Origin of the sequence: Oricola indica (genome assembly GCF_965227485.1) — a bacterium.
Classification (GTDB): Bacteria; Pseudomonadota; Alphaproteobacteria; order Rhizobiales; family Rhizobiaceae; genus Oricola; species Oricola indica.
The window spans coordinates 224593-245039 of sequence record NZ_OZ245747.1 but is presented as its reverse complement, the minus strand read 5'-3'; the positions used below and the strand labels follow the sequence as shown (position 1 = coordinate 245039).

Below are 20447 nucleotides of genomic sequence, written 5' to 3'. Positions count from 1 at the left end.
CTGAAATGCGCAGACTTTTACCATCGTTGATGATACTGGTTCTGGTCCTCGGGGCCATGATGCCGGCTGTGATCCAATCGCATGCCGACATGACATCGACGAAAGTGACCGGTCAGGTTCATGAGGTTCTGGCCGCTGACAAGACGGCCGCGATGAAGTGCTGTCAGAAGTCGAAAAGCGGCATTGATAACCGCCAAGGCAGTTGTGCGGCCGATTGCCACTATCTTCCCGAATTCACGCCGCTACAAAGTTCGCCTGTCCTGGCGTCGGTTGAAATCCCGGCACAGTCCGAGACGCTTCTGGAAGTGATATATTTCCAGATGAGGCCCCCCATCTCGATCTGATCTTACTTCGCCAGCCATCAATGGCGTTCGTCGAGTAATTGGATTTGAGAGGGAAACCATGCTTTCCAAACGTAGCTTCATGCTTGGCGCTTTGTCGTCGGCATTCCTGCCTGCCTCGTTGGCACAGGCACACAAACGCGTCTTCAAACTTGATCCGCGGTTCGAACCGCAGACTGTTCGATTCTCCGGCTACAGTCCCGGCACGCTGGTGGTCGATCCAGGCAACCACTTTCTCTACCTGCAAACAAGCCGGACAACAGCAAGGCGATATGGGGTCGGCGTCGGCCGAGCTGGTCTGGCTTTTCGGGGCTCGGCCACCATCGGGCGGAAGGCAAAGTGGCCAAGTTGGACCCCGACCAAGAACATGATCAGGCGTGAGCCGGGCAAATACGCCAGATATGCAAAAGGCGTTCCCGGCGGACCCGGAAATCCGCTTGGTTCACGCGCGCTGTATTTGTACCGCAGTGGCCGTGACACGATGTATCGGATTCACGGCACCACTCAGCCATCTTCGATCGGGCGCTCTGTTTCGAACGGCTGCATCCGGATGATCAATGCGCATGTCGAGGACCTGTATGAAAAGGTTCCGGTGGGCGCAAAGGTGGTCGTGCTGTGATGGCTCAGGACCCGCAAAAACTATCGCCCTATGCACTTTCCTCCGGGATGCCGAGAATTCGAGCACATGACGTCACGGGCGTTCCCGAACCGCGGAAATTCGGCACCTGGATCATGATCGCATGCTGCAGTCCGATGGTCGGCGGCGCCGGACTGCTGCTTTGGGGCATGGGCGCTGGCGCAGGTTGGGCTGAACGCCTCGGCGCATTGGCGCCAATCGGCTTTTGCCTTGGGGCGCACCTCGTCATGCACAAGATCATGGGCCGGACCTGTCACGGCCATCAAACACACAAAGGACAAGACCAGAAATGAAAACACTGATCAAAATCGCGGCCGCATCATGGTTGGCCGGCAACCTGCTGACGCTGCATGCACATGCAGGCGAAACCGATGACAAGCATATCACCGTCTTCAAGACACCCTGGTGCGGGTGCTGTCAGGTCTGGGTCGATGCAGTCGAAAAAGCCGGCTACACCGTCGAAACAAAGGACATGGAAGACCTCTCCTCGATCAAGAAGCAGGCGGGCGTGCCGGCAAAACTCGAAGCCTGTCATACGGCCGCCATCGGAGGCGATCGAAAATACGTTCTCGAGGGACACGTCCCGCTTGCAGCGATCAGCAAGCTCATGACTGAACAACCGGATATTCGCGGCATTTCCACGCCGGGTATGCCGATGGGCTCTTTGGGCATGGGAGAAGATCCGAAGGCGAAATACGACGTCCTCGCCTTCACCGGCAAAACCGGAGAGACGCCGACCCTGTATTACCAGGCCGGCAAGCAATGAATCGCAGGCAACTCCTGGGTGGGGCAGGCAGCCTGTCGCTGCTTGCCCTTTCCGGCTGTACAACCACCACACCCGAACAGGCGCTCGAGCCGCAACCGGCACCGAGAATTCCAGGCACGTATGCAACCATGTATGGGCCGATGTCCGGAGAGCGTTTTCCGATACCGGCCGTCGATCTGAACAAGGTCCCGGAGAGGTTCTGGCGTCGTCAGGTCGACTATTCGGGGCCTCATGCGGTCGGCACCCTGATTGTCGATACGCAGACGTTTTACCTTCATTTGATCCAGGAGGGCGGCAAGGCGATGCGGTATGGCGTCGGACTCGGCAGAGCGGGATTTTCGTGGTCGGGCCGCGGGGTCATCCAGTGGAAGCAGGCTTGGCCGAAATGGACTCCGCCCGAGGAAATGATCGCGCGGGAGTCGGACCTCGAAAAATGGAGCGCACGCAATGGCGGCATGCCACCGGGGCTCGATAATCCGCTGGGAGCGAGAGCCCTCTACATTTTTCAGGACGGAGAGGACACGCTGTACCGGATTCACGGTTCGCCGGAATACTGGACCATCGGCAGGGCTGTCTCCAGCGGATGTGTTCGATTGATGAACCAGGACATTATCGATCTCTACAGCCGTGTCCCCAGCGGGTCTTCCCTGGTGGTCGTTTAGGTGAAGCCATGTCGATGAGACGATTGAAGATAATTTCCCTTGCCGGTCTGGCATTACTTGCGATCGGCGTCGTCGCCATGATTGGGGTCGGCCCAGGTAATGGGGAAAGCGCGGCTCTCCTTAGGCCGGATGACCAGGAAAAAGTCGCGCTCGGCCAACAGGTCTACACTGCCAACTGTGCGTCCTGTCACGGAGCGGAATTGCAGGGCCAGGCAGAGGATTGGCGTTCCCGGGGACCCGACGGCTTGATGCCGGCTCCGCCGCACGATGAAACAGGACACACTTGGCATCATCCCGACGAGTTGCTCTTCAAGATCACCAAACTTGGGGTCGCCGAAGCGGCCAATCTGAAGGATTACACATCCGCGATGCCCGCTTACGAGGGCATTCTGTCGGATGAGGAGATCGTCGCCGTCTTGTCTTACATCAAGAGCACCTGGCCCGATGAAATCCGCGCCGGCCATGACGAGATGAACAAGCGCTACGCCTTGGAACCGCGGGACACGAGATGAACGCAGGTTGGGCAGAAAATGTTGAAGGGAGACGCTAATGACAACGCGGCGCGGACTGCTTGCAGGAGGTGTGGCTTTGGCCGCTGGCGCCGCCGCCTACGGCGTTTTGGGCGCACGGCCGTCCGTGAACCTTGCCAGGGCAACCGGCTTCCCTCGGCTTCAAATGCCGCCATTGCTCGATACTTCCGAATCGGGGCGTTTCGACGTGACCGCACAGTCCGGCACGACCAGTTTCATCGGCGGCAGGGCGACACCGACAATCGGATTCAACCAGCCTTATCTCGGGCCGGTTGTTCGCGTTCAAAAGGGGCCGTTGCAGCCGAAAGTCGCCAACGCCCTGTCATGGCCTGTCAGTTCCCACTGGCATGGACTGCTCGTACCTGGCGAACACGATGGCGGTCCGCATTTGCCGATCGGCCCGGGTTCCAACTGGACGCCTGATATGCAGATCGACCAGCCGCCTTGCACGGCCTTCTTTCACACACACATACACGGGCGAACGGCACAGGATGTCTATGCCGGGTTGGCCGGAGTGATCCACATCGTTGATGGCCACGATGCGGAGCGTGGATTGCCAGAAACCTATGGCACGGACGATCTCACACTGGTCATTCAGGATCGCAGATTTGCCGGTGACGGGCGGCTGGCCTATGCGAATTCGATGATGGACATTATGCATGGCATGACCGGAGACACGATCCTGGTCAACGGCCAGATTGGAACGGCGGCGCATGTACCGAAGGGAATTGTCAGGCTGCGGATTGTTAACGCTTCCAATGCCCGCATTTATTCGTTGCGCCTGAGCGACTCCCGCCCGATACATCTCATCGCGACCGATGGCGGGTATCTTGCCCGGCCGATCGCACTCGAAACGCTGCGAATGGGTCCCGGTGAGCGTGCAGAGATTCTGGTCGATTTCACGAGCGGGCATGGCGTTTCTCTCGTGAGTGACGGTGATCCCAATCAGGGAATAGGCGGCATGATGGGCCGTGCCCGGGGAATGCTCGATGGTTTGACGGGCGCGCGGCGTTTCGAGGTCCTGCCAATCCTTGTCGATGAACGCCTCCCGGTCGCGGTTGCCAAAATCCCCGATACGATAGGAGGCGTAGCGATCTCACTTGCGGATTTTGAAATTGCCAAAACCAGGCGCTTCTCACTCGACATGGGCATGGGAGGAGGCATGATGGGCGGGTTTGCCATCAACGGAGATCCGTTCGAGATGGCCGTCGTCAACCAACGCGTGCGTCTTGGCGACACCGAAAAATGGGTCGTCAGCACAACCATGCTGGCCCATCCTTTCCACATCCACGGCGTGTCGTTTCAGGTCGTCCGCGAAAACGCTCGTGATCCGCTACCCGAAAGCAGTGGGTGGAAGGATACTGTCGTCATTGATGGCGAAACCGAATTGCTGATGCGCTTCACGCAGCCCGCAGGTGATCGAACGCCCTTCATGTATCACTGCCACATTCTCGAGCATGAGGATGGTGGCATGATGGGGCAGTTTACTGTGACCTAGCTCCGAACTGACCTGAGAGGAGGCAAAACCGATGTCAGAAAACCATGCCGGTCATATGCCATCAAGCGGCCGGGCGCTTACGATTTCTGCGTGGCTCACGGGCGTCTATTTTATCGTGGAGCTTGGCATCGGACTGTGGACCGGTTCGGTCGCAGTCATCTCCGACGCCTTTCATACATTCTCCGCGGTCGGAGGCGTTCTGGTTGCAATCATCGCTGCCCGCATCGCGAAAAGGCCGGCGGACGAACAAAAGTCCTTCGGCTGGTTGCGCGCCGAAATCATTGGCGCGCTCGTGAATGGCGCATTTCTTCTGATCATGGCCCTGGTTGTGATTGTCATGGGCCTGATGCGGCTCGGAAACCCGATCGATCTCCCCACCGGTCCGATGCTGATTGCAGCGGCGGGAGGCCTCGTTACGGAGTTCATTTCGCTGTATCTTTTGTACCGGCAACAGGGCAGTGATTTGAATGTACGGGGTGCCTATTGGCACATCATACAGACATTCGTCGGCAGTCTCATAATCATTGTCGCTGCACTGGTGATCCGATTTACCGGCTTCCTCGCAATTGATCCCGTGTTGGGGATTATCTTCGGGTTTTTGCTTCTGTGGGCCAGCTGGGGGATACTGCGCGACGCCATTCATCTTCTCATGGAGGGAACGCCTGATGAGATTTCGCTTGCCGAAGCCAAGGCCGCTCTCGCGACAATTCCGGGTGTGAAGAATGTTCATCACGTCCACGTCTGGGCACTTACAAGCGGCAAATATGTGTTCTCGGCACATGTCATGGTGGATAAACGCGCCGAAATTGATTCGGACGAGGTCTTGACGATTGCACAAGGAAAGCTCGTGGATGAGTTCGGATTTTTCTTTACTACAATCCAGGTGGAGACCCGATGTCATGACGAGGAACGAGCGCGCACAATCGATGCGCTCGTTGATCGGTCGATGGCGACGTGAATGCGATCACTTCATCAGATATTTGACCAGGGCCGCAATCGCCAACACAACGAGGATGCCGATCAGCAGCATCCCGATGCCACCAAATCCCATCATGCCGCTTCCCAGACTGTTGTCCATCATTGCTCGGTTTCCTTGACCTTGATTCCGGCGATCTGTCTTCGCGTGATCCACAAGACAACTGTTGGAACGACCAGCCACTGCAACAGAGGGCTCAGACCTGTTCCAAACGGTGGCACCAGAGGCATCAGCCCCGAATAGGTCCAGCGCAGTGAGACCTGCGTGTAGTAATACTCGAAACCGACTGTCAGGCCGATCCCGATGCCGAGATACATCAGATACTGCCGAGCGGCAGGACGGAGAAACCACTGACGCGTCCGCGCTGCCAGGCTTGTGAGACCGAAAGCAACAAGGGCAAAGCCGACATCACCGAATGTCGCTGACATGCAAAGCTTGATGCCGTCCCAATGGTTCATCTCGATCATCCCGGCATAGGTGGGTGCCTGGACGAACTCCCATACGAAATGGAGAAGAAAAGAGAATACGACGATGTTGAATTCGGGCTGGTACGTGATTGCGCGCATGGAAAGACCCTGGCTTTGGTTTTGCGGAATGTCCGTCGTCAGAGGTTTTGAGCAGTTCGGCGGCCTGATCTAGTGGAGGCTCTGGCCCATCAGGATTTCATTCTAAGCGGCGGCCTTGCGATGCAGCAAGCGCCGTTGATTGATAGTTTCGCGTTTGATCCTTTCTCTTGTCTGCAGGATGGTCTGGCTGCGTCCGAAGTAGACGTCGGCCGGTGTGAGATTGCCGAGGCTCTCGTGGTAGCGCCGGTTATTGTAATGATCGACAAAGGCGTCGATCTGCGTTTCGAGAGCACCCGGCAGGAAGTGGTTTTCGAGCAGGATGCGGTTTTTCAACGTCTGGTGCCATCGCTCGATCTTGCCCTGGGTCTGGGGATGGCAAGGCGAACCGCGGGTGTGCTCCATCCCAATGCCGGAGAGCCAATCGGCCAGTTCGCCGGCGACGTAACATGGACCATTGTCTGACAAGAGCCGTGGACGTTGCATCACCTTGGCGTTGTCGCAACCCGATGCCTGCAGGGCGAGTTCCAGCGTGTCGGTGACATCCCCGGCCTTCATCGTGGTGCATAGCTTCCAGGCGATGATGTAGCGCGAGTAATCGTCGAGGATGGTCGACAGATAGAACCAGCCCCAGCCGATGACCTTCAGATAGGTGAAGTCGGTCTGCCACAGCTGGTTCGGCGCGGTCGTCTTGTCATGGAACTCATCGGCAGCCTTGATGACGATGAAGGCTGGACTGGTGATCAGATCCTGCGCCTTGAGCAGGCGGTAGACCGAGGATTCCGAGACGAAGTAGCCTCGCGTGTCGGTGAACGTCACCGCCAGTTCGCGCGGTGACAGCTCCGGCTCATCAAGCGCAAGGTCGATGATATTTTCTCGGATGTCGTCGGGAATGCGGTTCCAGACCCGCCCGGGCTGAGGCTTGCGATCTTCCAGCGCATCGACGCCGCCGGTGAGAAAGCGGTCATACCAGCGATTGAAGGTCGAGCGGGGAATGCCGAGCTTGTCCAGCGTGCGCTTGGTCGGCAGATGCGACTGCTCGACGAGCCGGATGATCTCCAGCTTCTCGGAGGCGGGATATCTCATTCGTCGTCGCCCCCATCCGCGATCATGCTTTTTTTAAGCAGCCGCAGTTCCAGCGCCTGCTCGGCGACGACCTCTTTCAGATCATGGGCCTCGCGACGCAGATGCTTGACCTCGTCACTGGTGGCTGCCCGCGCGGTGTCGCCGGCCAACCGCTTCTTGCCGGCTTCGAGGAACTCTTTCGACCAATTGTAATAGAGGCTCTCGGCAATGCCTTCACGCCGGCACAGCGCGGCAATCGACTCCTCACCGCGCAAGCCTTCCAGCACGATGCGGATCTTCTCTTCCGCCGAATAATGTTTGCGGGTTGCACGGCGGATGTCCTTGATGACCTTTTCCGCCGGCTCCTTCTGTGTCCCGGATTTCCGTCTCATCTTCGCTCCTTGAAGGGCTACGATGAGCCAGAAATCCTCCTCTATCCGTTAAGCCGAAATTGTCTCATTGGTGCTGAACCCGGACATGATCTTCAGGCGCCGGTCCAAGGGAATGTAAGCGAAGTAGCCATTCCTGCAATTGTCGATTTAATCCATTCCCGGAAGATATTCCGGGTCGAGATTTGCGTATTGGGGTGTGTCGACGGTGAACGAGAACGATGGCGGAAGCCTTGCACGCGCTCTGGCCGAGATTTCGGCTTCGGCCGATCACGACACGCTCGACAAGGTCATGGCAGGTCTGTTGCCGGCCTATGCCATCAAATCAGCCGCCTATATGGGCACGGGAATCGCCCGAAACGAAAGCGAACCGTTCCTTGCGGTCACCTACTCCTCGGACTGGGTCGTGCACTACAAGAGCCGGCGCTATGTCGAAATCGATCCTGTCGTCCATCAGGGTTTCCGGCGCCTACTGCCGATCGACTGGGATGACTTCGATTCGTCGCAAGACGATCTGAAAGCATTCTTCGGCGAGGCGGCGGAGTTCGGCCTTGGCCGCCACGGCCTGACGATCCCGGTCCATGGCAGGGGCGGTAACAGGTCCCTGTTTACCGTGACGTCGGACTTTACCGACCGTGACTGGCTGGCCGCCAAATTCGAATATCTGCGCGACTTTCAGATGCTGGCCGTACATCTCCACGAGAAGGTCCTTCAGCTTGCGGCCCAGTCTCATACCGGCGTGAAGCTCGCGCCGCGTGAGCTCGAATGCCTGCAGTGGATCTCCGAAGGAAAGACCGCTTGGGAATGCGCAATCATTCTCGGCATTTCTATAAACACCGTGCGCTGCTATCTCGAAACTGCTCGCAAGAAGCTGAATGCTGTCAGCAATACCCATGCGGTATCCATTGCCCATGAATCGGGGCTGTTCTTCCCGCGGCTGTAAATCCGGCTGACCGGCCGGATACTGCCCCTGACCATCACAAAATATCTGGTTCTCCGTCGTCAACACACGAATGGAGACCAATATGATCCTGACAATCGAGAGCCACAACCGGCACCACTTCCCCGAACTGATCGACCAGATGTTCCGGATGCGCGCCGAAGTTTTTTCCGGGAGGCTGGGATGGGACGTCTCCGTCACGAATGGCCGCGAAATCGACCGCTTCGATGAGGAAGACCCGGCCTATCTGTTGTCCGTCAACGAGAGGACCGGCGCCCTTCAGGGTGCTGTCCGCTTGCTGCCGACGACCGGGCCGAACATGCTGCGCGATGTTTTTTCCGAGCTGGTTCCCGGTGGTGCGCCTGAAAGCCCGTTGATCTGGGAGAGTTCGCGCTTTGCCATCAATCCGCGCATTTTCGCCGGTGACGATCGCGCCCACGCGAACCACCGGGTGAACAGCATAACGCTTGAACTGCTGTGCGGGATCGTCGAGGTCTGTCAGAAATCCGGTATTGGCCAGATCGTGTCGGTCTTCGATGCACGCATGGCGCGGATATTCAGAGCGGTCGACTGCCCTTACGAGGAGATCGGGACACCGACGCGGATCGGCAAGGTCATGACCCATGCTGCGTTGTTCGAGATGTCCGACGCGATGTGGACGCGTCTCGCCAGGGTTGGCGGCTTTGGTGCGCCGGTGCTCGCCAGTCCGAACGCAATAACGCTGCTGCCCTCATTGGCTAAAAAGGCCGCGTGACGCATTGGCATTTCCGCACCGCAAAGTGCTGGAAAATCTTGTCCTTTTGCAATAGAAGCGGTCCCGAGGCGGTACGCGCCGCCTCGGGGCGTGGAAACCCCACCTTAGCGGATTGGTGTCGGCCGTTTCGGCACCAAGATCCTCCGGCTTTCGGCCGGGGGCCTGTGACGTATGTCCAGGTACCCCGGTGCTAAAGGTCGCAGGGACCGTCTAAGGCGGTTTTCCAACCCCCGGCTATGGGTCGAGATCTTTCTCTGTCGCGGGGGCGCACCGCGGCCCAAGCCGCGGGATGAACACGTGCCGAAACAGGCCTTCGCAAATGAAGTTGCCACCGCGCAGATTAACGCGCGCCCGGTTCTGGCAATCCTCGACGGATTGCCGTCCGAAGAAGTTTCGCGCGTCGCTGTCGAGATCATTCGCGAAAACAGGCGGCGTGTGGATCTGGCTCAGTCTCTTTTTGAGAAGCTCGAAGAGTCGGAGGCGGCGGACAGTTCAAGTCATGTCTTGGAAGTTCTCCGGCGCGAATATCGAGTCGCCATGCTCGAGCTCAAAATCCACCATGAGTTGGTGCGATTGATCGTCGATGTTCTCGGATATGTGCCTGAACTGGATGAAGTCAGAACAGTTCAGTAACGCGCCGTAGTTCCATATGACATATTATGCGTCATTGAGATTCACACAGGTGTAGGCGCTGTGCGAAATTCGATGTGCCTGCTAGGCTGCCGCCGCTCCATCAGTGAATGCCGACTTAAGCCATTCCTCCAACACAGGAAGCTCCGGAACGAGTTCAGCGGCAAAGCCGTCGACGAAATCAAGAAACGCATCTCGGTTCAGCCGGTTGATACCGACAAGGACGGGAATATCCCTCGCAAGGGCTTCCGCAATTACCGATCTGAAGCCGCGCCCCTCGGCCTCATGCTTGCCGAACTTGTTCACGATCAGGCAATCGGCACCCTTGAAAAGCTCAGCCTCGACAAGCCCTACTGCGGTTTCAAGCGCAGCGGGATCGAGCCGACACCCTCGGGACGCACGCCCGAGCGTCTGGGAAATGCGAATGGTGCCCCCGTCTGGCAGTATCTTGACATCCATGTCGCAGGGGCCGGCGTCAGACTCGGTATTGATCTGAACGGTACCAACGGGGCGATGACCCTGCTCGATGATCGAGCAAGCCAAAGCATGCAATACCAGGTCCGTATCGCCCCGCCCCGGCGCCATCGTGTATGCAAGTTTCATCTCATTTGGTCCTTACGTCTGGTGGAATGGCTGAAACTCGATCAGTGCGCCTTCAGGCAGGTGTTCCGCCTCGGCCGGAATGAACAGCAGGCCATTCGCGTAGGGCAGTCTCGCCACATGAGCAGAACTGACCGTGTCGTCGAAGTCCACGACCTCACGCCCTTGACCATCGAACCCCACGATGCGCGCCGGCCTGATCTCGCACCGTCCCGGTTTGCGGCAAATCGGCTTTCCGGTCACGACATGATGGCGCTTGCGCGATCCGCGCAGTCTTCCCGAAAGGACATCGAGTAGCGGCAATCCGAAGACATACCAGGTTACGAACGCCGATAGGGGGTTGCCGGGCAGGCCTAGCCAAACCGCTTTTCTAACCCGTCCGAAACTCACCGGCTTGCCGGGTTTGATAGCGACGCCACTGAAATGGATTTCTGCCCCCAGGGCCTCCAGGACCGGCTTGACGTGATCCTCCTCTCCCACAGAGATCCCGCCGGTCGTGATGATCAGATCGACGGTTTCAGCCATGTCAGCAACACAGCGGCGCAGTTCGGTGCGGTCGTCCACGCCTTGCGCGACCTTGACCAGATCGACGTCCGGTCGCGAGAATTCAGAACAGAGCACCGGCGTATTCACGTCCCAGATCTGAGCGGCTTCGCGGCTGGCCCCGGTCTGCCTGATCTCACTGCCGGTTACGAGCAGTCCGATCCGCACGGCGCGACGGAGATGGACGCGGGCAGCGCCGGCGGCGGCACAGGCAGCGATTTCGCGAGCCCCCAGCCGCACGCCGTCTCGCAGGACAGTCTCACCGAGGCGCATGTCGCCACCTGCGCGGCGGATATTGTGTCCGGGCAGCGGACGCCGGTCCAGAATGACTGTGGCGCCGTCGCGCACGACACTCTCCTGCTTCACGACAGTATCTACTCCAGGCGGCACCGGTGCGCCCGTAAATATCCGGGCGGCAGTTCGGCGGGCGACTTGTCCGGCCGCCGCGTCGCCGGCGGCAATGCGCTCCACGACCGACAGCCTCCACGGGCCGTCGCCCTCCAGTGCCGTGCTATCGAGTGCGTAGCCGTCCATTGCGGCATTGTCGAAGGGTGGGGTCATCGCGGCCGCCCGGACGGGCTCCGCAAGAACGCGCCCTGTCGCCGAGGAGAGCGGCGCAGTCTCCGTCCCGTCAACCGGCGCGGCGTTCCTTGCAATGCGCCGTAAGGCCTCATCGATAGATATAAGGGATGACGCGGCGTCGAACGCCTCGCATCCGCAATTCCCGGTGTCGATCCTCTGCACAATCGTCATCGCGCCGTCTCCTCTACGAAGTGGCCCGGTCCGGTGGAGCAATCGAGATTGCGCAGCCTGCCGTCCTTCAGACCATAGATCAGTCCGTGCACGCGGACATCTGCGCCGCGTGCCCACGCTTTCTGCAGTATCGGCGTCTCCGAAACGCGTCTGACCCCTTCGATGACGTTCAGTTCGGCCAGCTTGTCGCGGCGATCTTCATCACCTCCACAAGCGGCGAGATCCACGGCGTAGGACCGCGCAAGCCGACGGATCGGTTCGAGCCAATGGTCCGACAGTCCGTGCGGCGGGTCTTCCGTAGCCGCCTTGACCCCGCCACAGCCATAGTGCCCGCAGACGATGATCTCGCGCACTTTCAATGCTTCTACCGCGAATTCCAGCGCCGAGAGCAGATTCAGATCGGCCGAGTGCACCACATTGGCAACGTTGCGGTGAACGAAGACCTCGCCGGGATCGAGACCCGCCACCACATTCGCCGGCACGCGGCTGTCCGAGCAGCCGATCCAGAAAAATTCCGGGGCCTGCAACGCGGCGAGGCGCGCGAAATAGCCAGGGTCAGCATCATGACGCGCGGCGGACCATTCGATGTTTCGCGCAAGCAATGATTCCAGCATGACATCACGCTTGCATGTCGGCGATCCGTCGCTGGATCATGGCGTTACGCAGTCGGACGATATCCTCTACCGTCAATCTCGCCTGTGCGATTGGCAATACGATCGCGTTCTCCACGATCAGGTGGCGGCGGAGCCGATCCGCAAAGTCGCGCAGAAGGGCCGCTTCGTCGTCCTTGGCTGGTCGCTTGTCATCGTGCATCTCCCTAAGCATCGAACGGAGGCGCGGGCATGAGTCGCCAAGCGCTTCATGCTCGACCTTCAATCGCTCGAGCGTTGGTCCGATGTCATCTTCCGGGGTACACCGGACCAGGAGCATCCCGCGCAGTTCGTCATCCTCGTCATGGATCAGCAGTCCGATTTCATGCTCGAGAAAATACAGCAGCCGTGAGATTTCGACTCCGCCCGGTGACGGGCTTTGCGAAACCCGCTCCATCTCCTCACAAACCGCGCGCATATGCATGTGATCCTCGCGGATGAACTCAAGTGGATCTTGAAGCAAGTTCAGATCGGTCGGATCCCGTTCGCTATCGCCGCGTCGTGCGTTGGACAAACGGCCCTTCATAATCTCTCTCCCTGTGAGCGGTTTCCGATCTCGGCGCCAGATATTCGGGCGGAAGCGACGAGCCGGTCCGCGAATTCCCGGGCGTTGCGTGCCCAGGCCGCCTTTTCCATGGCATCGGCAATCTTCGATCGCACCGTGTCGAAGGGGAGTACCGCGCCCTCAGCGATCGCATCCATGCGGATGACGTGCCAGCCATGACGGGTGAGCACCGGCTCGGATGTGAATTCACCCTCTTTTATCTCGCGTAGCGCGGCTTCGAACTCGGGCACCGTGTCACCCGGACCGAGCTGACCGAGTGCGCCACCCGAAGTCTTCGATCCGCAATCGCTGTGCGCCGATGCCAGCCTGGCGAAACCTTGCGGATCACCCTCCACGCGTGCGGCCAAACTCTTCGCACGCGTGAATGCGGCGTTGCGCTCGTCATCATTGCGCGGGTCGCAGGCGCACAGGATATGCGATACTTCCCAGAGGGGCGGTGCACGGAACCGTTCCGGGCCACGCGCCCACTCAGCCCGGACCTCATCCTCCGTTGGTGGTGAGACTTCAACCGCAACCTCAAGAAGGCTTCGGATCAGGGCCTCCTCCTCCGTTTCGAAGCGCCCCGGCCCGACCTCGGCCGGTTCGGGCCGTATTCCTCGCTGCTTCGCCTCCTGGAGCAGAAGCGTGCGCATGGCGACGGCATTCGCCGCCTTGCGCCACGCGAGCCCCGGTTGATTTTTGGGAGCTGCGTGATTCTGCACCTCCGCAGCTATTACCTTCGTCGGGACAGTCACCCCGTTGACCACGAGGTGTTCCGGATTGGCTGCGCCAGTCCCGACGGTTGATGCCCCGGCATCGTGTCGCGGATTTGCGGTTGATAGGACCGTGACCATAGTCGTCACTCCGCCGGTTGCTTTGCACTCGCCGGCGGATTCGATCCGCGTATCGACAGCGGCGCTTGCTTGCGTGTGCGAACGATTTGGTACCCCTTGCGAGCGAAAAGATAACGAACGGGAGCAGCAAAACCGGACAGAATGTGCACCAGACGGGTGAAGGGGAAGACGAGAAAGATCGTCAGTCCCAGGACGATGTGAAGCTTGTAGATCAGCGGCACATGCGCGATATGCTCGGCCGCTCCGGGCTGGAAGGTGAAGATGCCCTGCGCCCACTCCATGAACAGGATCACCTCGCCATGCTCGGCCGTGGCGATGGACCAGGGCACGCTGATGAGGCCGAGCGCCAGTTGGGCGATCAACATCAGCAGGATCGCGATGTCCCAGAAGCTGGAGTTCGTGCGGATACGCGGATCGACCAGGCGGCGATGCGCCAGCATTACTCCACCCACGATCGCGGCAACGCCGGCGATCCCGCCAACGATGGCGGCAAGCAGTTGCTTTGCAGCGGCGTGAATGCCGAAAGCCTCGTAGATCTCGTGCGGGACAAGCAGCCCGAAGAGATGGCCGAAGAAGATGACCAGCACACCGACATGGAATAGCACCGAACCGATCATCAACTGCCGCCGCCGCAGCATCTGGCTCGACGACGATTTCCAGGTGAAAGGGTCCCGCTCGTACCGCGCGACAGAGCCAATGAGCAGCACCGCCAGGGCGATGTAGGGATAGATTCCGAAGAAGAAGTTGTTCATTTCAGCCTCCGTTACTCGGCCGCCGCCCGGGGCGCGGGATTGATCGGAAGATCCATCTGCGCCAGCATGTCGCGCACCTGCGGACATCCAGCGTTCGGGTCCGGGCCGAAGCGAACCTCGCTTTCCTCCCAGACCTCGTCGAGTGCCTCGAGATCGTCGGCCGCGATGTCGGGCTGGTCGAGCAACTCGGCCACTACCTCCTTGTCGGCGGCGGCACCGGCAAGCTGGAAAAGGACGGCAAACACCGCTCCATAGGGGCTCTCCCGCCGGACAAGCCGTGTATTGAGGACCTCGAAAATATGCGCGGCGTCCGCGAGTATTTCCCGAGCCTCGTCTGCGGGGCGCGTGGACAGAAATTCGAGAAGGACCGGAAGGTGATCCGGCAGTTCACTGGTCGCTGGCTCGAATCCCTTCTCACGATAGGTTTCGACCAATGACACCATGGCACCGCCGCGATCTCGGCTTTCGCCGTGAACATGTTCGAACAGGTTCAGCGACAGCGCGCGCGAGCGGTCGAACAGCATCACATACTGCTCTTCCAGGTCGTAGATGTCGCGCGTTTGCAACTCTTCCAGCAATGGGCGAAGCGCACGCCGCGCCGCCGCTGTCAGCCGCCGTTCCGCCGACAGGACGCCACCGATTTCCGGCATCGCCTGCTGCAGCTCCTTCGTGGGATAACTCAAGATGAGCGACAACGCCTTGAGGGTGCGATCTTGCAGAACGAGGGTCATCAGCGCACCTCCTGCGGCATTTTCAGCGGCTTTTTGGAGCCTCCGAAGAGCGACCCCTTTGAGACGCCGGTGGAACAACCGTTGCCGTCGGTGAAGCCGCAACCGCCGCGCAAGTCGTAGGCTTCCTCAACCTGTTCGCGGTGTGTCGTGGGAATGACGAAGCGGTCTTCGTAGTCCGCCAGAGCCATGATTCGATACATGTCCTCGATCATCCGCCCCGTGATGCCGACGCGGGTGGCGATCGCCTCGTCGGTCACACCCTCGACGCTCTTGGCACGCATATAGGCGCGCATGGCCAGCATCCGCTCCAGCGCCTGAGCAATCGGCTTTTCGTCGCCGGCCGTCAGCATGTTGGCGAGATATCTGAGCGGGATGCGCAGATTCTTCACGTCCGGCATGGCACCGTCCATGCCAATCGCGCCCGCTTCGGCCGCATTCTGGATCGGGCTGAGCGGCGGAATGTACCAGACCATCGGCAGCGTCCGGTATTCGGGATGCAGCGGGAACGCGACCTTCCATTCCATCGCCATCTTCCAGATCGGGCTTTCCTGCGCGGCCTTGATCCAGTCCTGCGGGATGCCCTGCTTCTGCGCCTCGGCTATGATGGCGGGATCCTTGGGATCGAGGAACACGCCGAGTTGGGCGTCGTAGAGATCCATCTTCTCGGCCGCGTTCGCGGCCTCCTCGATCTTGTCGGCATCATAGAGCATCACGCCGATGTAGCGGATGCGACCGACGCAGGTTTCCGAGCAGACGGTTGGGTTGCCGCTTTCGATCCGGGGGTAGCACAGCGTGCATTTCTCGGACTTTCCCGTAGACCAGTTATAGTAGACCTTCTTGTAAGGGCAGCCTGAGACGCACATGCGCCAGCCGCGGCACTTCTCCTGGTCGATCAGGACGATGCCGTCTTCCTCGCGCTTGTAGATCGCGCCCGAGGGACACGACGCCGCGCAGGCAGGGTTCAGACAGTGCTCGCAGAGCCGGGGGAGATACATCATGAAGGTGTTCTCGTATTCCCCGTAGATCTGCTTCTGGATGCCCTCGAAGTTGTAGTCCTGCGACCGTTTCTCGAACTCGCCGCCGAGGATTTCCTCCCAGTTCGGACCCTTCTCGATCTTCTGCATCCTCTCGCCCGAGATTTTCGAGCGCGGGCGAGCTGTCGGGAACGCCTTGCCCTCGGGAGCGGATTTCAGGTGGTCGTAGTCAAAATCGAACGGCTCGTAATAGTCGTCGATCTCCGGGAGATCGGGGTTGGCGAAGATATTCGCCAGGATCCGCCACTTCGCCCCCTGCTTGGGCTGGAGCTTGCCGGACTTCGTCCGGGTCCAGCCACCGTTCCAGCGGTCCTGGTTCTCCCAGTCCGTCGGATATCCGGTGCCAGGCTTGGTCTCGACATTGTTGAACCATGCGTATTCCACGCCATCGCGGCTGGTCCAGACGTTCTTGCAGGTGACCGAGCACGTATGACACCCGATACATTTGTCGAGGTTCAGCACCATGCCGATTTGCGCACGAATCTTCATTCCGCTGCCTCCTTCGGGGTCGCTTCATCGTCGAGCCAGTCGACCTTGTTCATCTTGCGCACGATGACGAATTCATCGCGGTTGGAGCCCACGGTTCCATAGTAGTTGAACCCGTAGGATTGCTGGGCATAGCCGCCGATCATGTGGGTCGGCTTCAGGACCGCCCGGGTGACCGAGTTGTGGATTCCGCCGCGCAGGCCGGTCTTCTCCGAGCCAGGCGTGTTCACGATCTTTTCCTGAGCGTGATACATGAAGGTCGTTCCATCCTTCATGCGCTGAGACACCACCGCCCGCGCGGTCAGCGCGCCGTTGGCGTTGTAAAGTTCCACCCAGTCGTTATCGACGATGCCCGCCTTCGCCGCGTCGTTTTCGGAGATCCAGATTACCGGTCCGCCGCGATTGAGCGTCAGCATCAAGAGATTGTCGGTATAGGTCGAGTGAATGCCCCATTTCTGGTGCGGCGTGATGAAGTTCAGCACGATATGCGGCTTGTCCTTGTCGGTATGGATCGCGTCGGTGACGGTCTTGAGATCCACCGGTGGCCGGTAGGACATGAAACCCTCGCCGAAGGCCCGCATCCACAGGTGATCCTGATAGAGCTGCTGGCGGCCGGTCAGGGTACGCCAGGGGATCAATTCGTGGACATTGGTGTAGCCGGCGTTGTAGCTGACATGCTCGCTTTCGATGCCCGACCATGTCGGCGAGGAGATGATTTTGCGCGGCTGGGCGGCGATATCGCGGAAGCGTATCTTGTTGTGATGCTCGCCCTCGGCCAAATGCACATGATCGCGGCCCGTCGCCTTGCCAAGCGCCTCCCAGGCTTTGACCGCCACCTCGCCGTTGGTTTCGGGCGCCAGCATCAATACCACCTCGGCGGCGTCGATCGCGGTGTCGATCGCGGGACGTCCCTTTGCCGATCCGTCGAGCCGCTCGCCGTTCAGCGCCTTCAGCGCGGCGACCTCGTCCTCGGTATTCCAGGAGATGCCCTTGCCGCCATTGCCGAGTTTGTCGAGTAGCGGACCAAGCGCGGTGAAGCGGTCATACACCGCGGAATAGTCCCGCTCGACCGCGATATAGTTCGGCGCGGTCTTGCCCGGGATCAGGTCGCATTCGTCCTTTTTCCAATCCTTGACCTGGTCCTGCGCAATCTCTGCAGGGGTGTCGTGCAGAATGGGCAACGCGACGATGTCGGTTTCCTGACCCAGATATCCGGGCACCACCTCCTGGAACTTCTTCGCGATGGACTTGAAGATTTCCCAGTCGGATTTCGACTCGTAGGCCGGGTCCACCGCCGCCTGCAGCGGGTGGATGAACGGATGCATGTCCGAGGTGTTGAGGTCGTCCTTTTCGTACCAGCTCGCCGTCGGCAGAACGATATCGGAGTAGACGCAAGTGGTGGACATGCGGAAGTCAATGGTTACCAGCAGATCGAGTTTGCCGCGCGGAGCGTCCTCGTGCCATTTCGCTTCCTTCGGAAGCTGACGGCCCTCCTCGCCCATGTCCTTGCCCATCACGCCGTTATCGGTGCCGAGCAGGTGTTTAAGGAAATACTCGTGCCCCTTGCCCGAGGACCCGAGCAGGTTAGAGCGCCAGACGAAGAGGTTGCGCGGCCAGTTCGCCGGATCATCCGGGTCCTGACAGGACATTTCCAGCGCACCGGATTTGAGCTGTTCGGCGATGTAAGGGGCGATCTCCTTGCCAGCCGCCTTCGCCGCCTTCGCGATCTCCAGCGGATTGGTCTTCAATTGCGGCGCAGAGGGTAGCCAGCCCATCCGCTCGGCTCGGATGTTGTAATCGATGAGCCCGATGTCCCAATCGCCTTCGGGTGCGGTCGGCGACAGGATCTCGCCCGCCGTCAGCGTCTCGTAGCGCCACTGATCCGTGTGTGCATACCAGGCCGAGGTCGAATTCATGTGCCGCGGCGGCCGCCCCCAGTCGAGCGCAAACGCCAGGGGAAGCCAGCCGGTCTGCGGGCGAAGCTTTTCCTGGCCCACATAGTGCGCCCAGCCGCCGCCGGACTGACCCACACAGCCGCACATCACCAGCATGTTGATGATGCCGCGGTAGTTCATGTCCATGTGGTACCAGTGGTTCATCCCGGCGCCGACAATGACCATGGACCGGCCACGGGTCTTTTCGGCGTTGTCGGCGAATTCGCGGGCGACATGGATGATCTTGGCGCGATCGACGCCGGTGATCTTCTCCGCCCATGCAGGAGTTCCCGGAACGTCCTCGTCGTAGGATTGGGCCACCCACTCGCCGCCCAGGCCGCGATCCAGACCGTAGTTGGCGCAGAACAGGTCGAAAACGGTGGCGACGGCGATCTCACCGTCCTTCGTCTTGATCCGTTTCACCGGCACGTTTTTGGTCAGGACGTTGGGGCGTTTGTCGCCGGTCGAGAAGGCTTCGGTCGCGTCGGCGCCGAAATAGGGGAAGTCGACGCCGAGCACGTCGTCCTGGTCGCTGTCGAGGACCAGCGACATCTTCAGCCGGGTTTCGGCTCCGGCCGCCTTTTCCTCGAGGTTCCATTCGCCTTGCTCACCCCAGCGGTAGCCAATGGAACCGTTGGGCGCGACCAGCCCGCCGGAGGACTCGTCGACAGCGACGGTCTTCCATTCGGGGTTGTTGTCCTCGCCCAGCTTGCCGTCCAGGTCGTCCGCCCGCAGAAAGCGTCCCGGGACGAAGGATCCATTCTTATCCTCCAGCTTCACCAGCATCGGGAAGTCGGAATATTTCCGGCAGTACTCCTCAAAATACTCGGTCTGCCGATCGAGGTGGAACTCACGCAGGATGACATGGCCAAAGGCCATTGCCAGCGCCGCATCGGTCCCCTGCTTGGCGTTCAGCCACACATCGCCGAATTTCGCGGCCTCGGAATAGTCCGGGCAAATCACCGCAGATTTGGCGCCCTTGTAACGCACCTCAGTGTAGAAATGCGCGTCAGGCGTGCGGGTCTGCGGGACGTTGGAGCCCCAGAGCAGGAGGTAGTTGGAATTGTACCAGTCCGCGGATTCCGGCACATCTGTCTGCTCACCCCAGGTCATCGGCGAGGCAGGCGGCAGATCACAGTACCAGTCGTAGAACGACATGCAGGTCCCGCCCAAGAGCGACAGGTAGCGGGTGCCGGCCGCATAGGAAATCATCGACATCGCGGGAATGGGCGAGAAACCGAATATCCGGTCGGGCCCGTAGGTCTTGGCCGTATAGGCATTGGCGGCGGCAACGATTTCGGTTGCCTCGTCCCAGGTTGCGCGGACAAAGCCGCCCTTGCCGCGGGTCTCGACATAGCCTTGGCGCAGGATCGGGTCGTTCTGGATCGCCGTCCAGGCCTCGATCGGGCTCTTGGTCTCGCGCATCTTGCGCCAGACCTTCATCAGCTTGCCGCGGATCAACGGGTTCTTCACCCGGTTGGCGGAATACAGATACCAGCTGTAGGAGGCGCCGCGGGCGCAACCGCGCGGTTCGTGGTTCGGCAGGTCGGGCCGGGTGCGCGGGTAGTCCGTCTGCTGGGTCTCCCAGGTGACTATCCCGGATTTTACGTAGATCTTCCAGGAACAGGACCCGGTGCAGTTCACACCGTGGGTGGAGCGCACGATCTTGTCGTGCCGCCAACGGTTTCTGTAGGTGTCCTCCCAGTCACGATTCTCGCGCGTGACCTGGCCATGCCCGTTGGAGAACTGTTCCGTTCCCTTCGATTGGAGGAAGTTCAATCTGTCGAGAAGATGGCTCATCTGGCTTTCCTTTCG

The 20447-nt window shown here is 59.9% G+C and carries 22 protein-coding genes; 11 read left to right on the top strand and 11 right to left on the bottom strand.

Annotated elements, in window-relative coordinates; all coding sequences use genetic code 11:
- The first annotated feature begins 89 nt into the window (after positions 1-89).
- The 8 genes from ACQK2M_RS01245 to ACQK2M_RS01210 are packed head-to-tail and all read left to right on the top strand — an operon-like array spanning position 90 to position 5392.
- Positions 90-344 carry a hypothetical protein gene (locus ACQK2M_RS01245; RefSeq protein ID WP_425416294.1) on the top strand — a complete coding sequence of 85 codons (255 nt, stop codon included), beginning with the start codon at positions 90-92 and terminating at the stop codon, positions 342-344.
- 58 nt (positions 345-402) lie between these two features.
- Complete coding sequence (locus ACQK2M_RS01240; protein ID WP_425416293.1) at positions 403-960, top strand: L,D-transpeptidase; 558 nt, start codon at positions 403-405, stop codon at positions 958-960.
- The gene (locus ACQK2M_RS01235) at positions 960-1271 is read left to right on the top strand and encodes a hypothetical protein (protein ID WP_425416292.1); all 312 of its coding nucleotides are present in this window, start codon (positions 960-962) and stop codon (positions 1269-1271) included. The genes ACQK2M_RS01240 and ACQK2M_RS01235 overlap by 1 nt, the downstream gene beginning before the upstream one ends.
- A complete protein-coding gene (locus ACQK2M_RS01230) occupies positions 1268-1744 on the top strand; it encodes a DUF411 domain-containing protein (protein WP_425416291.1) in 477 nt (158 codons plus the stop codon). Before ACQK2M_RS01235 ends, ACQK2M_RS01230 begins: the two co-directional genes overlap by 4 nt.
- Positions 1741-2406 (top strand): L,D-transpeptidase, encoded by a 666-nt coding sequence (locus ACQK2M_RS01225; RefSeq protein ID WP_425416290.1) that lies wholly within the window; start codon positions 1741-1743, stop codon positions 2404-2406. The genes ACQK2M_RS01230 and ACQK2M_RS01225 overlap by 4 nt, the downstream gene beginning before the upstream one ends.
- A gap of 14 nt (positions 2407-2420) precedes the next feature.
- Positions 2421-2918: a c-type cytochrome gene (locus tag ACQK2M_RS01220; protein ID WP_425416289.1), complete on the top strand. Its 498-nt coding sequence runs from the start codon at positions 2421-2423 to the stop codon at positions 2916-2918.
- Between the two features lie 37 nt (positions 2919-2955).
- Positions 2956-4434: a multicopper oxidase family protein gene (locus ACQK2M_RS01215; protein WP_425416288.1), complete on the top strand. Its 1479-nt coding sequence runs from the start codon at positions 2956-2958 to the stop codon at positions 4432-4434.
- A gap of 31 nt (positions 4435-4465) precedes the next feature.
- A complete protein-coding gene (locus tag ACQK2M_RS01210; RefSeq protein ID WP_425416287.1) occupies positions 4466-5392 on the top strand; it encodes a cation diffusion facilitator family transporter in 927 nt (308 codons plus the stop codon).
- A gap of 119 nt (positions 5393-5511) precedes the next feature.
- Here ACQK2M_RS01210 and ACQK2M_RS01205 read toward each other — a convergent pair whose 3' ends face one another.
- Positions 5512-5976: a hypothetical protein gene (locus ACQK2M_RS01205; protein WP_223479710.1), complete on the bottom strand. Its 465-nt coding sequence runs from the start codon at positions 5974-5976 to the stop codon at positions 5512-5514.
- Between the two features lie 102 nt (positions 5977-6078).
- Positions 6079-7430, bottom strand: a protein-coding gene (locus ACQK2M_RS01200; RefSeq protein ID WP_425416286.1) for an IS3 family transposase whose coding sequence is annotated in 2 segments (ribosomal slippage) — positions 6079-7094 and positions 7094-7430 — 1353 coding nt in all. Because the reading frame shifts where the segments join, the coding sequence is not laid out codon by codon here.
- Positions 7431-7635: 205 nt separating this feature from the next.
- Between ACQK2M_RS01200 and ACQK2M_RS01195 the strand changes: the two genes are divergently transcribed.
- The 3 genes from ACQK2M_RS01195 to ACQK2M_RS01185 all read left to right on the top strand — a co-directional run bounded on the left by ACQK2M_RS01195 (position 7636) and on the right by ACQK2M_RS01185 (position 9754).
- Positions 7636-8370, top strand: coding sequence for a helix-turn-helix transcriptional regulator (locus tag ACQK2M_RS01195; protein ID WP_425416285.1), 735 nt, complete (start codon positions 7636-7638; stop codon positions 8368-8370).
- An 82-nt stretch (positions 8371-8452) separates the two neighbouring features.
- The gene (locus tag ACQK2M_RS01190; RefSeq protein ID WP_425416284.1) at positions 8453-9121 is read left to right on the top strand and encodes an acyl-homoserine-lactone synthase; all 669 of its coding nucleotides are present in this window, start codon (positions 8453-8455) and stop codon (positions 9119-9121) included.
- A 297-nt stretch (positions 9122-9418) separates the two neighbouring features.
- Positions 9419-9754: a transcriptional repressor TraM gene (locus tag ACQK2M_RS01185; protein ID WP_425416283.1), complete on the top strand. Its 336-nt coding sequence runs from the start codon at positions 9419-9421 to the stop codon at positions 9752-9754.
- Positions 9755-9835: 81 nt separating this feature from the next.
- On the opposite strand, the gene ACQK2M_RS01180 is transcribed toward ACQK2M_RS01185, so the two are convergent.
- The 9 genes from ACQK2M_RS01180 to ACQK2M_RS01140 all read right to left on the bottom strand — a co-directional run bounded on the left by ACQK2M_RS01180 (position 9836) and on the right by ACQK2M_RS01140 (position 20432).
- On the bottom strand, positions 9836-10354 hold the full coding sequence (locus ACQK2M_RS01180) for a DUF2478 domain-containing protein (RefSeq protein ID WP_425416282.1): 519 nt from the start codon (positions 10352-10354) through the stop codon (positions 9836-9838).
- Between the two features lie 12 nt (positions 10355-10366).
- On the bottom strand, positions 10367-11647 hold the full coding sequence (gene glp / locus ACQK2M_RS01175; protein WP_425416281.1) for a gephyrin-like molybdotransferase Glp: 1281 nt from the start codon (positions 11645-11647) through the stop codon (positions 10367-10369).
- Complete coding sequence (locus ACQK2M_RS01170) at positions 11644-12261, bottom strand: carbonic anhydrase (RefSeq protein ID WP_425416280.1); 618 nt, start codon at positions 12259-12261, stop codon at positions 11644-11646. The genes glp and ACQK2M_RS01170 overlap by 4 nt, the downstream gene beginning before the upstream one ends.
- A gap of 4 nt (positions 12262-12265) precedes the next feature.
- Complete coding sequence (locus tag ACQK2M_RS01165) at positions 12266-12823, bottom strand: hemerythrin domain-containing protein (RefSeq protein WP_425416279.1); 558 nt, start codon at positions 12821-12823, stop codon at positions 12266-12268.
- Positions 12820-13608 (bottom strand): peptidylprolyl isomerase, encoded by a 789-nt coding sequence (locus ACQK2M_RS01160; RefSeq protein WP_425416278.1) that lies wholly within the window; start codon positions 13606-13608, stop codon positions 12820-12822. The genes ACQK2M_RS01165 and ACQK2M_RS01160 overlap by 4 nt, the downstream gene beginning before the upstream one ends.
- A gap of 92 nt (positions 13609-13700) precedes the next feature.
- A complete protein-coding gene (gene narI / locus ACQK2M_RS01155) occupies positions 13701-14447 on the bottom strand; it encodes a respiratory nitrate reductase subunit gamma (RefSeq protein WP_425416277.1) in 747 nt (248 codons plus the stop codon).
- Between the two features lie 11 nt (positions 14448-14458).
- Entirely contained in the window at positions 14459-15178 is a 720-nt protein-coding gene (gene narJ / locus ACQK2M_RS01150) for a nitrate reductase molybdenum cofactor assembly chaperone (protein WP_425416276.1), read from the bottom strand.
- On the bottom strand, positions 15178-16701 hold the full coding sequence (gene narH, locus ACQK2M_RS01145) for a nitrate reductase subunit beta (RefSeq protein WP_425416275.1): 1524 nt from the start codon (positions 16699-16701) through the stop codon (positions 15178-15180). Before narH ends, narJ begins: the two co-directional genes overlap by 1 nt.
- Positions 16698-20432 (bottom strand): nitrate reductase subunit alpha, encoded by a 3735-nt coding sequence (locus tag ACQK2M_RS01140; RefSeq protein ID WP_425416274.1) that lies wholly within the window; start codon positions 20430-20432, stop codon positions 16698-16700. The genes narH and ACQK2M_RS01140 overlap by 4 nt, the downstream gene beginning before the upstream one ends.
- Positions 20433-20447 lie beyond the last annotated feature (15 nt).

Bases quoted from the DNA above. Each gene is read 5' to 3' on its own strand.
- ACQK2M_RS01210 (WP_425416287.1), top strand. From the start codon at position 4,466: ATGTCAGAAAACCATGCCGGTCATATGCCATCAAGCGGCCGGGCGCTT.
- ACQK2M_RS01240 (WP_425416293.1), top strand. From the start codon at position 403: ATGCTTTCCAAACGTAGCTTCATGCTTGGCGCTTTGTCGTCGGCATTC.
- ACQK2M_RS01225 (WP_425416290.1), top strand. From the start codon at position 1,741: ATGAATCGCAGGCAACTCCTGGGTGGGGCAGGCAGCCTGTCGCTGCTT.
- ACQK2M_RS01215 (WP_425416288.1), top strand. From the start codon at position 2,956: ATGACAACGCGGCGCGGACTGCTTGCAGGAGGTGTGGCTTTGGCCGCT.
- ACQK2M_RS01235 (WP_425416292.1), top strand. From the start codon at position 960: ATGGCTCAGGACCCGCAAAAACTATCGCCCTATGCACTTTCCTCCGGG.
- ACQK2M_RS01180 (WP_425416282.1), bottom strand. From the start codon at position 10,354: ATGAAACTTGCATACACGATGGCGCCGGGGCGGGGCGATACGGACCTG.
- ACQK2M_RS01205 (WP_223479710.1), bottom strand. From the start codon at position 5,976: ATGCGCGCAATCACGTACCAGCCCGAATTCAACATCGTCGTATTCTCT.
- narI (WP_425416277.1), bottom strand. From the start codon at position 14,447: ATGAACAACTTCTTCTTCGGAATCTATCCCTACATCGCCCTGGCGGTG.
- ACQK2M_RS01230 (WP_425416291.1), top strand. From the start codon at position 1,268: ATGAAAACACTGATCAAAATCGCGGCCGCATCATGGTTGGCCGGCAAC.
- narJ (WP_425416276.1), bottom strand. From the start codon at position 15,178: ATGACCCTCGTTCTGCAAGATCGCACCCTCAAGGCGTTGTCGCTCATC.
- ACQK2M_RS01190 (WP_425416284.1), top strand. From the start codon at position 8,453: ATGATCCTGACAATCGAGAGCCACAACCGGCACCACTTCCCCGAACTG.
- ACQK2M_RS01170 (WP_425416280.1), bottom strand. From the start codon at position 12,261: ATGCTGGAATCATTGCTTGCGCGAAACATCGAATGGTCCGCCGCGCGT.
- ACQK2M_RS01220 (WP_425416289.1), top strand. From the start codon at position 2,421: ATGAGACGATTGAAGATAATTTCCCTTGCCGGTCTGGCATTACTTGCG.
- ACQK2M_RS01140 (WP_425416274.1), bottom strand. From the start codon at position 20,432: ATGAGCCATCTTCTCGACAGATTGAACTTCCTCCAATCGAAGGGAACG.
- narH (WP_425416275.1), bottom strand. From the start codon at position 16,701: ATGAAGATTCGTGCGCAAATCGGCATGGTGCTGAACCTCGACAAATGT.
- glp (WP_425416281.1), bottom strand. From the start codon at position 11,647: ATGACGATTGTGCAGAGGATCGACACCGGGAATTGCGGATGCGAGGCG.
- ACQK2M_RS01245 (WP_425416294.1), top strand. From the start codon at position 90: ATGACATCGACGAAAGTGACCGGTCAGGTTCATGAGGTTCTGGCCGCT.
- ACQK2M_RS01165 (WP_425416279.1), bottom strand. From the start codon at position 12,823: ATGAAGGGCCGTTTGTCCAACGCACGACGCGGCGATAGCGAACGGGAT.